This window comes from Halomonas alkalisoli, assembly GCF_021412585.1.
GTDB classification, from domain to species: domain Bacteria; phylum Pseudomonadota; class Gammaproteobacteria; order Pseudomonadales; family Halomonadaceae; genus Halomonas; species Halomonas alkalisoli.
Window position 1 is genome coordinate 1 of record NZ_JAKCMI010000028.1, and the last position, 11,679, is coordinate 11,679.

Consider the following 11,679-nt stretch of genomic DNA (forward strand, 5'->3'; position numbering starts at 1 on the left):
GCAAGCGGTAGAGGAGCGTCGTGTAAGCCGATGAAGGTGGATTGAGAAGTCTGCTGGAGGTATCACGAGTGCGAATGCTGACATGAGTAACGACAAGGGGAGTGAAAAACTCCCCCGCCGGAAGACCAAGGGTTTCTGTTCGACGCTAATCGGAGCAGAGTGAGTCGGCCCCTAAGGCGAGGCCGAAAGGCGTAGTCGATGGGAAACGGGTCAATATTCCCGTACCTCACATGGTTGCGATGGGGGGACGAAGAAGGCTAGGTGAGCCAGGCGTTGGTAGTCCTGGTGAAAGTCAGTAGGCTGGGGGTTCAGGCAAATCCGGACTCCTAAGGCCGAGAGACGAGACGAACTGACTACGGTCAGGAAGTCATCGATGCCACGCTTCCAGGAAAAGCCTCTAAGCTTCAGATCATGTGGGACCGTACCCCAAACCGACACAGGTGGTCAGGTAGAGAATACCAAGGCGCTTGAGAGAACTCGGGTGAAGGAACTAGGCAAAATGGTGCCGTAACTTCGGGAGAAGGCACGCCGGCGTAGGGTGAAGGCACTTGCTGCTGGAGCTCGAACCGGTCGAAGATACCAGGTGGCTGCAACTGTTTATTAAAAACACAGCACTCTGCAAACGCGTAAGCGGACGTATAGGGTGTGACGCCTGCCCGGTGCCGGAAGGTTAATTGATGGTGTTAGCCCTCGGGCGAAGCTCCTGATCGAAGCCCCGGTAAACGGCGGCCGTAACTATAACGGTCCTAAGGTAGCGAAATTCCTTGTCGGGTAAGTTCCGACCTGCACGAATGGCGTAATGATGGCCACGCTGTCTCCACCCGAGACTCAGTGAAATTGAAATCGCAGTGAAGATGCTGTGTACCCGCGGCTAGACGGAAAGACCCCGTGAACCTTTACTATAGCTTCACACTGGACGCTGATGTTGCCTGTGTAGGATAGCTGGGAGGCTTTGAACCCTGGACGCCAGTTCAGGTGGAGCCAACCTTGAAATACCAGCCTGGCATCATTGGCGTTCTAACTCAGGTCCGTTATCCGGATCGAGGACAGTGTGTGGTGGGTAGTTTGACTGGGGCGGTCTCCTCCTAAAGAGTAACGGAGGAGCACGAAGGTACCCTCAGCACGGTCGGAAATCGTGCAGTGAGTGCAAGAGCATAAGGGTGCTTGACTGCGAGACAGACACGTCGAGCAGGTACGAAAGTAGGTTCTAGTGATCCGGTGGTTCTGTATGGAAGGGCCATCGCTCAACGGATAAAAGGTACTCCGGGGATAACAGGCTGATACCGCCCAAGAGTTCACATCGACGGCGGTGTTTGGCACCTCGATGTCGGCTCATCACATCCTGGGGCTGAAGTCGGTCCCAAGGGTATGGCTGTTCGCCATTTAAAGTGGTACGCGAGCTGGGTTTAGAACGTCGTGAGACAGTTCGGTCCCTATCTGCCGTGGGCGTTGGATGTTTGAGAAGAGCTGCTCCTAGTACGAGAGGACCGGAGTGGACGCACCTCTGGTGTTCCGGTTGTCACGCCAGTGGCATTGCCGGGTAGCTATGTGCGGACAGGATAACCGCTGAAAGCATCTAAGCGGGAAGCCCCCTTCAAGATGAGACATCCCTGAGGCCTTGAGCCTCCTGAAGGGCCCAGCGAGACCAGCTGGTTGATAGGCCGGGTGTGGAAGCGCTGCAAGGCGTTGAGCTAACCGGTACTAATTGCCCGTGAGGCTTGACCATATAACCCCAAGGGGTCTGCGCATTACGCGCGCAATTGACGGATACGCAAGGCCCGGTGAGCACCGTGGCCGAGACGATCACGCCAGCATGATTCCAACCAGTTTTGCCTGACGACCATAGCGTTCGGGAACCACCTGATCCCATGCCGAACTCAGCAGTGAAACCGCTCAGCGCCGATGGTAGTGTGGGGTCTCCCCATGCGAGAGTAGGTCATCGTCAGGCATTTATTCAGAAGCCCCGGCCATTGGTCGGGGCTTCGCTATTTGGGGGTCTCCCATGGAGAGTAGCGGAGCGCCGCCCGGATCATCGTCAGGCACCTATCCCAAAAACCCCAGTCTCGAAAGAGGCTGGGGTTTTTTCTATATTGCTCTGCATAAAACTAAATCACCTCCGGAAGTACCGGAGGTGATTATTGCGGACCAACCTGAGGAGTGGTTGGTTACCCGTCCCTGGGTAGAGTCGAGCGTCCGTGAGGGCGATCAGCTATTACCAATTCTGATCATCATCTTCGTCCTCAACTTCCCACTCTTCCTCCTCATTCTCTTCTTCCCACTCCTCGGCGTTCCACTCTTCCTCTTCGTTCTCATACTCGGTGCCAGCACCGGCGCCAAAGCCGTCATCGGCTTCGCCCTCAGGAGCGGTTTCCTGCGGAACCGGCTCTTGCTCCTCTTCCTCGTGGAAGTCGGCAAATGCCAGCGGGCTGGCTGCAAGACCAAAAGTGATACCAACAATACCGAGTTTCTTGAGGAATTCCTTGGACATCATGTGCATACCTCCATTGGAGTCTGACTTGAAGTGCCTTGGTGAAGCCTGGGGCTTCGTGCGTCATGGCGGTGAAGAGTGGCCTCGAGAGTCGCCTCGATCATAAAGCTCAACCCGCACGTCTTGCTCACTCTGAGGAATGCAGACTACGGACCAGTTTTGCCAAGAATATGATAAATCTTTTTATATCAATTATTTGTGCGCTGATTCGTGGGTCGGCTGGTGCCGGTTGATGGGCTGAAAAAGTGGTGATATCTGACACATGCGCCCATGTAACACGTGCGAGTTGTTCTCACTTCCTTTCCTTCGCTTGGCTGTCGGATGTGAAGGGGGTTGCCCGGGGGGGCGAAAAAACCCGGTGCCAGTGGCGCCGGGTTTGGAGGGCGGGGAGGGTGCTGGTGAGTGCGGTCTAGACCACACCCTGTTCGATCATGGCATCGGCTACCTTGCGGAAGCCGGCAATGTTGGCACCGAGTACCAGGTTCGTCGGTTCGTCAAACTCACTGGCGGTATCGGAACATTGCTTGTGGATGTCGGCCATGATGGCCTGCAGCTTGGTGTCGACCTTCTCAAGGGGCCACTGCTGCATGCTGCTGTTCTGGGCCATCTCGAGCTGGCTGGTGGCCACGCCGCCGGCATTGGCGGCCTTGCCGGGCCCGTAGGCGATTCGAGACTCGAGAAAGCGATCGACGGCATCGGCGGTGGAGGCCATGTTGGAGCCTTCGCTGATGCAGTGGATACCGTTCTCGAGCAGGGCCCGGGCATCGGCTTCCGTTACCTCGTTCTGGGTGGCGCTGGGGAAGGCGATATCGCCCTTGATGCGCCATACGGCGTGGCCGTCTGAGGGGTAGTCCTGGGCGTCGATGTAGTGAGCTTCGGGGTGATGCTCGACATATTCACGCAAGGAGGTGCGCTTGACCTCCTTGAGCAGCTTGAGGGTATCCAGGTCGATACCTTCTGGATGATGGACGGTGCCGCGGGAATCGGAGCAGGTGACCGGCCGGGCGCCGAGCTGGTAGAGCTTCTCGATGGTGTAGGTGGCCACGTTGCCGGCACCCGATACCAGGCAGGTCTTGCCCAGGATGCTGTCGCCGCGTGCCTCGAGCATGTTCTGGGCAAAGTAGACCGCACCATAGCCGGTGGCCTCCTTGCGGCCGAGGGAGCCGCCCCAGTTCAGCCCCTTGCCGGTGAGAATGCCTTCATAGCGGCCCGTGAGACGCTTGTACTGGCCGTACAGGTAGCCGATTTCTCTGGCACCAACGCCGATGTCACCGGCTGGCACGTCGGTGGTAGGGCCGATATGACGATACAGCTCGGCCATGAAGGACTGGCAGAAACGCATGATTTCGCCATCGGACTTGCCCTTCGGATCGAAGTTGGAGCCACCCTTGCCACCGCCGATGGGAAGTCCGGTCAGCGCGTTCTTGAAGATCTGTTCGAAGCCCAGGAACTTGATGATGCTGGCATTGACGCTGGGATGAAAGCGCAGGCCTCCCTTATAGGGGCCCAGCGCAGAATTGAACTGGACCCGATAGCCCTTGTTGACATGTACCCGTCCGGCGTCATCGGTCCAGCTGACGCGAAACATGATCTGTCGTTCAGGTTCGACGATACGCTCGATGATGCTGTGCTGATGGTAGCGAGGCGTCGTGTCGAGGAGCGGGCGCAGGCACTCGAGCACTTCTTCTGCAGCCTGATAGAACTCGCCCTGGGCCGGACTGCTTTTCCTGAGCCCTTCAAGGGTATCGTGCACGTAGGTCATGTGTATTCCCGATTAAAAGTGGATTGAGGCCACTATAATCCAATGCACCATTATGCAGCAACTGTATGGGTCATGCTGGGATTAGACATAGATATGAGGCGAAATTGCTTTTAAAAGGCAATAAGCTGTGCACCATTATCGACCACTAAGCATTGTTCATAAACGATGTTCAAACGATATGTCTGTTCACGCCCATGCCCGACAGATGGCTGGTATCATGTATTCCCTTGAATAGACCGGGAGTTCCGAAACCTTGACCCTGACGACACCGGCCCTGCTGTTTCCTGCCATTTCGCTGCTGCTGCTGGCCTATACCAATCGGTTTCTGGTACTGGCGCAGCTGATCCGCAAGCTGGCGGAGGAGGAGCGCAGCCTTCACCAGGCCGCTACGGCACGCCAGATTTTGCTGCTGCGCAGAAGGATCTCACTGACCAAGCGCATGCAGGTTGCTGGTGTGCTGAGTTTTCTGCTTTGCACCCTGTCGATGTTTGCCCTTTTCCTCTCGCTAGAGCTGCTGGGCATGATCCTGTTCGGGGCGAGTTTGGTCACGCTGTCCGTGTCCCTGGTCTATTCACTCTGGGAGGTGACGATTTCAACGAATGCGCTGAACGTGCAGCTACAGGATATCGAGGCGCTGGGTGGCAGGCAGAGCCGTAGCGGGAGCGCCTCGCGAGATGAGCCGAAGGAGGCCCCTTGACACGGCAAGTTCAAGCGGAAGAGAAGTCCCCGCTACCCGATCGGATGCTGTTCTATTGCCGGCCCGGTTTCGAGGCTGACCTGGCGGCTGAAATCGATTCCCGCGCCAGGGGGCTCGGGTGGTCCGGGCAGGCGGAATACGACCCTCAGGCCGGGTACGTCTGCTTTCATGTGTCGGACGCACGTTCCGTCAACCTGCTCCAGCGTGAACTGCCGCTGGAAGGGTTGATATTTGCGCGGCAGAGCCTGGTTGCGCTTCCGGCACTGACGCTGTCACGGGAGAACCGTCTGTCGCCGATCATCGAGCAGGTGGTGGCGAGTGGCTGGAGCTTCGATGCCATCTGGCATGAAACGCCCGATACCAATGACGGCAAGGCTCTCTCGGGGCTGATCAAGGCGCTGACACGCCCCCTCGAGTCGATGCTGAAGAAGCGGGGGGCGCTACGCCGCAAGGCCGCCGGTCGCAGGCTTCACCTGTTGTGGAGCGATGGCGATCGGGTGCAGCTTGGGATGAGCTTCCCCGGCAACCGCAGCGAGCTGCCGGGTGGCATTCGGCGCCTGCGTTTCCCTCATGCCGCACCGAGTCGCTCGACCCTCAAGCTGGAGGAGGCCTGGCATGAGTTCGTGCCGCGCGATCAGTGGGACGAGCGATTGGCCGAGGGCATGCAGGCGGCCGACCTCGGTGCGGCGCCGGGAGGCTGGACCTGGCAGCTGGTGGCGCGAGGCATGAATGTCTTTGCCATCGATAACGGTCCGATGGATAAAGCCCTGATGGCGACGGGACTGGTGGAGCACCTGCGAGAAGACGGCTTCGTCTGGCAGCCGCCTGGCCGGCTCGACTGGCTGGTGTGCGACATCGTCGACAAGCCATCAAGAGTCATGGCCATGGTGCAGCGCTGGCTGGTGCAACGCTGGTGTCGGGAGGCGGTCTTCAACCTGAAGCTGCCGATGAAGCGCCGCTGGGAGGAGGTGACTCTCTGCCTTTCCGGGCTGGAGGCTGCGCTGTTTGAAGCCGGCGTGCGGGCGGAGATACGCTGCCGGCATCTTTACCATGACCGGGAAGAGGTCACGGTGCATGTCAGGTTGCTGGACTGATTCCATCTGCAATGACTGAGGGTGGTAGAATCAGTCCATTCAAACCGGAGCGGTCCGATGTGGGTGGCCTAATAGGACGGCTCATAGATACGGATGGTCTCATCCTCGGTCAGAAGCGGCCAGATGCGCTGCATGACCCGGGAACGCTCCTCGCTGTTGTACCACTCCTTCCAGGCGCGAAGGTCGCGCCACTTGGTGATCATCAGGCGTCTGTCGCTGTGCCCGAGTTCCATGAGTGTCTCGCCGCCCACAAAGCCCCTGGCTCCCAAGGACCAGCGGATGGCCTCACGGGCAGCCTCCTCGTATTCTTCTTCCAGGCCGGGCATGATGCGACGTTCGATAATGATCTTGATCATCTAAGCTGACTCCCTACACCGAGGTCGATCGATGGTTGATACTGCCGACTCCCTGCCGGAATTTCAGGCTGAACTGGACACTAGCGGTCTCTACTGCCCGGAACCCATCATGCTGATGCACAACAAGGTCCGGGACATGCAGACAGGCGAGGTACTCAAGGTGGTGGCCACCGACCCGGCCACCACCCGGGACGTGCCGAAATTCTGCAGCTTTCTGGGTCATGAGTTGCTGGCTCAGCAGGCGTCGGATGAACGGTACCTCTACTTTATCCGCTTAGGCTGATGTATCGCCAGACCTTGCACGAAAAGTGCCTGAGCTTGCTGGCTTTCGTGCATGGTCTGGCCCGGCGGTAGGGAGCTGTGGTGGGCGACGACCTATGCCCTGGCAGTCTCAGCCGGAGGTCGCCGACTCTTCGGGAGCCACCATCAGTGCCAGGGCTTCCAGCGTGCCGGGGTCCTGTTCCCGGATGCGGCTGGCGATGCTGCGCTGGAAGAAATAGACCATGCGGTGGCGGCTGTGGCCGGGGTAGAGGCAGGGGTCTCCGGGGAGCACGGGAGTGGACTCGATCAGTTTCTCGTCGGCCAGCAAGGCTTCAGTGTTGCCATCGCTGTAGAGGCGCCAGCCGAATACCTGCTTCAGCTGCCACGGGCCGCGGTCGTCATCGACGCATAGGGCATGGGTGCCCAGGGTGTCTGGCAATTGCTGTATCAGGGTGATGTCACGCGTCTCTTCGTAATCGAAGTAGGCGGCGGCATGCTCCAGCTCGTAGGCCTTGTGAGGCGGTGCCGTCTCCATCAGTTCCTCGGTTTCCGGATCTCGGTAACCGACGAAGCTGCCGTGCTCGGAGTCGTCGATGTAATGGCAGGGCGTCAGCGCCTCCATCCAGGGGACCAGGCCCACTACCTCTCCATCCTCGCGGAGGCCCCAGGCGAGAATCGGCATGCCGTAGAAGGAGTCGGGGTCGGAGGCGAGACGATAGACCATCTCCAGGCCGTCGAGCTCTGGAGAAAGGCGTATCAGGCGTCGCTTGGCCAACTGTTTCTGGCGCATCGTTTCCAGGTCGATGACCCGGGCAGGGCGGGGTGACATTGTCATACCCATGATCTCCCTCCAGATTCTGCATGGGCCGAGCTGTAAAGGGTCACGGCTGCGGCAAGGCTGACGGGATCCACACCTACCTACTTGTTCCCACCAATATCACAGAGTCACCTTGCAAGTTAAGCCTGACGAAAGGTTTTTCACTCACAGCGCTCGGCGAGCGCCTGCCAATGACGCCGATGTATATCGCGTGCGGCGAGAAAAGCGGGGAGCGGCGCTGCGGGATTATCCAGCGACAGCCAGCGGTCACGATAGTGGGCGACGGCTTCGGGAGGGGGGACATGGCTCTCCAGCAGCGCGTCGATGGCGCCCAGCCAGTGGGTGGCTTGTGCTTCGAGGTCGTCCAGCCACTCGGCTGCCGGCTTCTGCTGGAATAGCGACTTCAGTTCGGAGCCGGCCTCAGCCAGCGGCCGACAGCTTGCTGTATCGGCCAGACTGGCTTCCAGTAGCGCATTGGCTTCACCGAGGCGCTGTTCTGCCAGCAGCAGGGCCCGCAGCACTTCTGCTGTCAGTGGTCGGCGGCGAAGGGTGTCGAGGTGCCCCTCGAGGGTTGACGACGCATGCTGCCACTCCTGGCTGAACTGGTTCAGCGTGGCGGCGTGCAGCCACTCGATGGCTGCCAATTGCTCATCGATGGCGTCACGTGAATCGGGTTCCAGAGGAGAGCTGGCCCGGGAGAAGCTGCCGGTCCACTCATCGGAGTCAAACAGGGTGTTCCAACTGACCAGTGGCAGTTGCTCGGTCTTGGCCATGGTAAGTCGTGCCAGGCGATCGCGATTGTTCTCGGAGAGTGCCGCCGGCACCTCGCTGTGCCAGCAGTCATGGAGGCGTCGCCAGAGCTCCAGTTCGTAGATCCAGCGCTGGCTGGGTGGAGCGACCCGGCCTAGCTGATTGTTCCTGGCAGCCACCAGCGAGGTGATATGACATTCTCGCAGGGCGTAGACATCGAGCATGCCCTCGCGGGTTTCGGGAATCTCGAACAGGCGCTCGCGCCGTTCGGGAAAGGCGCCGATATTGGTGGGGGCGCCGGGCTGTGGCGCCGGTTGCCCCAGCGCCTCGGCGAGGTCGCGCTGGTAGCTCGTCAGCAGGGCTTCACCTTCGCCACTGCCACCGCAGCCGACCAGCAAGGCCGCGGTCATCAGGCCGGCCATGCATCGCTTCAGGCAGCACTCAGCTGCGCGGGATCTCGATTGCGCCATTCGCCACCCCCCTGGCCAGTCGCCGCAGTCGCTCGCCGAGCAGCAGGGCCGCCACGGTCAGCCCGGCGATCAGCCCGATCCAGTAGCCGTGCACCCCGAGGGGGCCGCTCCAGCCGGCAAGGCCATGCATGCCCAGCCAGTGTCCGCCGCCCAGCCCGACCAGCCAGTAGGCGACCAGCGTGATCACCATGACGATGCGGGTGTCCTTGTAGCCACGCAGCGCGCCGGCCAGATTGACCTGCAGCGAGTCGGAAACCTGATAGATCATGGCCAATATGACCAGTGAAACCGCCAGGCGTTGCACCGCGACGTCGTGGGTATAGAGGGCGATGACCGGTTCGGCGGTGAACCATAGCACCAGGCTGTTGAACCCGGCCACCAGCAGGCAGATGGCGATACCGTTCCAGGCCACCAGGCGGGCATGGTCGGGGCGTCCCTGGCCCAGGGTGTTGCCGACCCGCACGGTCAGCGCCATGCTCAGCGACAGCGGCAGCATGAACAGGATCGAGGTGTAGTTGAGTGCGACCTGGTGTGCCGCGACCGTCACCTCGCCGAGGCTGGCAATGAACAGTGCAATCAGGGTGAACAGCGTCACTTCGACGAAGATCGCCACGCCGATCGGTACGCCGACATAGAGCAGCTCGCCGATCAGTTTCCATCGCGGCGGCGCGGGGTCGCACCAGAGCTCGACATCGCCGTAGGCCCGGGAGCGCCGGGTATAGGCGATCATCGCCAGGCTCATCACCCACATGGAGAGTGCGGTGGCGATACCGCAGCCGAAGGCGCCAAGTGCAGGAATTCCCTGTACCCATGCGGGCAGCCACTCGCCGAACAGCTCGGTGAGCCCGTCGCCGCCATAGATCAGCACATAGTTGCTGGGTATGTTCACGGCCAGGCCCACCAGGCTGATCCACAGCGCAGGGCGGGTGTGGTTCATGCCGTCGGAGAAGGCCCGCAGGGCCTGGAACAGGGCGATCCCGGGCATGCCGAAGGCGACGGCGGAGAGGTAGGCGGCCGAGCGCCGTGCCACTTCGTCGGGCACCTCCATCAGCCGGAAGATCGGCATCACCGTGAACCACAGCAGCAGGGCAGCGCCCAGGCCGAGTGCCAGGGCCACCCACAGCGCCTGATGCACGTTGGGGCGGATGCGAGCGGTGGTACCGCCGCCCAGCAATTGGGCGACGATGGGGGTGAGTCCCATCAGGGTGCCGGTCATGAACAGCATCAGTGGCAGCCAGATGCTGGAGCCCACGGAAACCGCCGCCAGGTCGGTGGCGCTCAGGCGCCCGGTCATCATCACGTCGACAACGCTCATGCCGGCCTGGGCCAGCTGGGCGCCGCAGATCGGCAGCGCCAGGGTGATCAGCGGCCGGGTTTCCTTGCGGCTGACGCCGGCGAGTTGGGTGAAAAAGGTGGCCAAGGGTCAAGCTCCATGCAGGCGATATGGACCGCCATGACGTCGTAATGCCTGGTCTCAACGACCGAGGGAACCGGTTATGTTAGCAACTACCGGTGGTTTTCGCCCGATGTGTCACTTGCTTATAATGAATCCTTCTCAATGACCCGGAGCCCACGTGACCCACCGACTCGACGATGTGATCGCGCTGTTCGACGGACTCTTCCAGGACACTTTCAATACGCGGCTGGTGCGCGGTGGCGATGAGCCGCTCTACCGGCCGGCCGATGCCGGCTGCTCCTTTCATCGGGTGATCTTCGCACATGGCTTCTATGCCAGCGCCCTGCATGAGATCAGCCACTGGTGCATCGCCGGGGAGCGGCGTCGTCGCTTTGAAGACTACGGCTACTGGTACCTTCCCGATGGCCGCGATGCCGAGCAGCAGCGCGCCTTCGAGGCCGCGGAGGTGGCCCCCCAGGCGCTGGAGTTGCTCTTCACACGCGCCTGCGGCCGGCCGTTCAATGTCAGCGTCGACAACCTGGGTGGCGAGGCGGAGGTGGACCGTGTCGCCTTCCTGGCCCGGGTCGAGGCGAGGGCTTCTCGTTATGAACGTGAGGGCTTGCCGCCACGGGCGGCGGCGTTCCAGGCCGCGCTGGCGGCGTTCTACCGCGAGGGGCGAAGCCTGGACGACGCCGTCGTGTCAGGGCGCGCTTCGCTACCGGTGTCGCTGCCGGCCTGACGCCACGCTTCCTTGCCCAGGGCCAGCAGCGGTGCCAGCGCGGGTGGGGTGTGGTGGGTCGGATAGGCGACGCCAATGGTCTGATGGATGACCAGGCCATCGATGGGGCGGCACTGCACGTCGTGTCGCGCGAGGATCTCGGGCCAGGCCGGTACCAGGGAGACCCCGACCCCGGCGGCAACCAGGCCCAGGGTGTACTCGATGGTGCGCAGGCGCGCCCGGATCTGGCAGCGCAATTCCACCGCGTTCAGCGCGGCGGCGAGTTGCTCCATGGCGGCGCAGGGGTGGCGCCAGATGAAGGGCAGCCCATCCAGGTCACCCAGTGAGATCGACGCCTGCATGGCCAGCGGGTGTCCGCTCGGCAGCGCCAGGCGATAGCTGTCGTGCCAGATCGGCTGAAAGCGCTCTCCATGGGCCAGGTCCTGTTCGCCGATGATGCGGGCATCGCAGCGCTCTTCCGGATTGACCAGCGTCAGGGCCAGATTGTCGCCACGGCCGATGTACTCCTTGAGCAGCGTCGTCATGCGGCTGGCGCCCAATGAGCGCATCAGGCCCAGGCGAACCGGCGTGGGCGGCGAGTCGGTGCGAAACAGGCGGCTGATGGCGTCCAGGTTCTCGCTGACCTGGCGCGCCAGTGGATAGAGCCGGTGCCCCTCCTCGGTGGCGGTGATGCCACGACGGTGCCGCTCGAACAGCGGCGTGCCGAGCCGCTCCTCCAGCTGGGCCAGCGCCGTGGAGATGGAGGGCTGGGCCACATGGCAGCGCCGGGCGGCGGCGCTGATCGAGCCGCTCTCGTAGGCCGCAATGAAGTAGCGCAGGCTGCGCACATCCATAAAGGTTACCTATACC

Annotated in this window: 11 protein-coding genes and 2 rRNA genes; 6 read left to right on the forward strand and 7 right to left on the reverse strand. The window is 61.4% G+C overall.

Translation table 11 applies throughout. The annotated features are described in order from the left end of the window. Positions 1-1,726: ribosomal RNA gene (locus LY622_RS12520) — 23S ribosomal RNA — on the forward strand; the annotation flags it as partial. Positions 1,727-1,832: 106 nt separating this feature from the next. Further along, positions 1,833-1,948, forward strand: a 5S ribosomal RNA gene (rrf, locus tag LY622_RS12525). A 264-nt stretch (positions 1,949-2,212) separates the two neighbouring features. Here rrf and LY622_RS12530 read toward each other — a convergent pair. Both LY622_RS12530 and gdhA read right to left on the reverse strand, forming a co-directional pair. Beyond that, a complete protein-coding gene (locus tag LY622_RS12530; RefSeq protein WP_234291200.1) occupies positions 2,213-2,491 on the reverse strand; it encodes a hypothetical protein in 279 nt (92 codons plus the stop codon). A gap of 406 nt (positions 2,492-2,897) precedes the next feature. Next, positions 2,898-4,250 (reverse strand): NADP-specific glutamate dehydrogenase, encoded by a 1,353-nt coding sequence (gene gdhA / locus LY622_RS12535; protein WP_234291201.1) that lies wholly within the window; start codon positions 4,248-4,250, stop codon positions 2,898-2,900. Positions 4,251-4,503: 253 nt separating this feature from the next. On the opposite strand from gdhA, the gene LY622_RS12540 reads away from it, so the two are divergent. Next, a complete protein-coding gene (locus LY622_RS12540) occupies positions 4,504-4,947 on the forward strand; it encodes a DUF2721 domain-containing protein (protein WP_234291202.1) in 444 nt (147 codons plus the stop codon). Positions 4,948-4,991: 44 nt separating this feature from the next. Next, the gene (rlmM, locus tag LY622_RS12545; RefSeq protein ID WP_234291368.1) at positions 4,992-6,041 is read left to right on the forward strand and encodes a 23S rRNA (cytidine(2498)-2'-O)-methyltransferase RlmM; all 1,050 of its coding nucleotides are present in this window, start codon (positions 4,992-4,994) and stop codon (positions 6,039-6,041) included. A 68-nt stretch (positions 6,042-6,109) separates the two neighbouring features. Here the strand turns inward: rlmM and LY622_RS12550 are convergent, their stop codons facing one another. After that, complete coding sequence (locus LY622_RS12550) at positions 6,110-6,397, reverse strand: antibiotic biosynthesis monooxygenase family protein (protein WP_234283285.1); 288 nt, start codon at positions 6,395-6,397, stop codon at positions 6,110-6,112. Between the two features lie 31 nt (positions 6,398-6,428). Here LY622_RS12550 and tusA point away from each other — a divergent pair, with 31 nt between their 5' ends. Further along, complete coding sequence (gene tusA / locus LY622_RS12555; protein WP_234283284.1) at positions 6,429-6,680, forward strand: sulfurtransferase TusA; 252 nt, start codon at positions 6,429-6,431, stop codon at positions 6,678-6,680. 108 nt (positions 6,681-6,788) lie between these two features. Here tusA and LY622_RS12560 read toward each other — a convergent pair whose 3' ends face one another. The 3 genes from LY622_RS12560 to LY622_RS12570 form a co-directional block, all read right to left on the reverse strand. After that, the gene (locus LY622_RS12560) at positions 6,789-7,499 is read right to left on the reverse strand and encodes a hypothetical protein (RefSeq protein WP_234291203.1); all 711 of its coding nucleotides are present in this window, start codon (positions 7,497-7,499) and stop codon (positions 6,789-6,791) included. Between the two features lie 137 nt (positions 7,500-7,636). After that, entirely contained in the window at positions 7,637-8,647 is a 1,011-nt protein-coding gene (locus LY622_RS12565; RefSeq protein ID WP_234291204.1) for a DUF3080 family protein, read from the reverse strand. A gap of 19 nt (positions 8,648-8,666) precedes the next feature. Then, complete coding sequence (locus tag LY622_RS12570; protein WP_234283281.1) at positions 8,667-10,115, reverse strand: MATE family efflux transporter; 1,449 nt, start codon at positions 10,113-10,115, stop codon at positions 8,667-8,669. A gap of 154 nt (positions 10,116-10,269) precedes the next feature. Between LY622_RS12570 and LY622_RS12575 the strand changes: the two genes are divergently transcribed. Further along, a complete protein-coding gene (locus LY622_RS12575) occupies positions 10,270-10,830 on the forward strand; it encodes an elongation factor P hydroxylase (RefSeq protein ID WP_234291205.1) in 561 nt (186 codons plus the stop codon). On the opposite strand, the gene LY622_RS12580 is transcribed toward LY622_RS12575, so the two are convergent. Further along, on the reverse strand, positions 10,755-11,663 hold the full coding sequence (locus LY622_RS12580) for a LysR family transcriptional regulator (protein ID WP_234291206.1): 909 nt from the start codon (positions 11,661-11,663) through the stop codon (positions 10,755-10,757). The genes LY622_RS12575 and LY622_RS12580 overlap by 76 nt on opposite strands. Between the last annotated feature and the right edge of the window lie 16 nt (positions 11,664-11,679).

Coding starts and splice junctions, on each gene's coding strand:
- LY622_RS12530 (WP_234291200.1), bottom strand. CDS start 2,491: ATGATGTCCAAGGAATTCCTCAAGAAACTCGGTATTGTTGGTATCACT.
- gdhA (WP_234291201.1), bottom strand. CDS start 4,250: ATGACCTACGTGCACGATACCCTTGAAGGGCTCAGGAAAAGCAGTCCG.
- rlmM (WP_234291368.1), top strand. CDS start 4,992: ATGCTGTTCTATTGCCGGCCCGGTTTCGAGGCTGACCTGGCGGCTGAA.
- LY622_RS12550 (WP_234283285.1), bottom strand. CDS start 6,397: ATGATCAAGATCATTATCGAACGTCGCATCATGCCCGGCCTGGAAGAA.
- tusA (WP_234283284.1), top strand. CDS start 6,429: ATGGTTGATACTGCCGACTCCCTGCCGGAATTTCAGGCTGAACTGGAC.
- LY622_RS12560 (WP_234291203.1), bottom strand. CDS start 7,499: ATGGGTATGACAATGTCACCCCGCCCTGCCCGGGTCATCGACCTGGAA.
- LY622_RS12565 (WP_234291204.1), bottom strand. CDS start 8,647: ATGGCCGGCCTGATGACCGCGGCCTTGCTGGTCGGCTGCGGTGGCAGT.
- LY622_RS12580 (WP_234291206.1), bottom strand. CDS start 11,663: ATGGATGTGCGCAGCCTGCGCTACTTCATTGCGGCCTACGAGAGCGGC.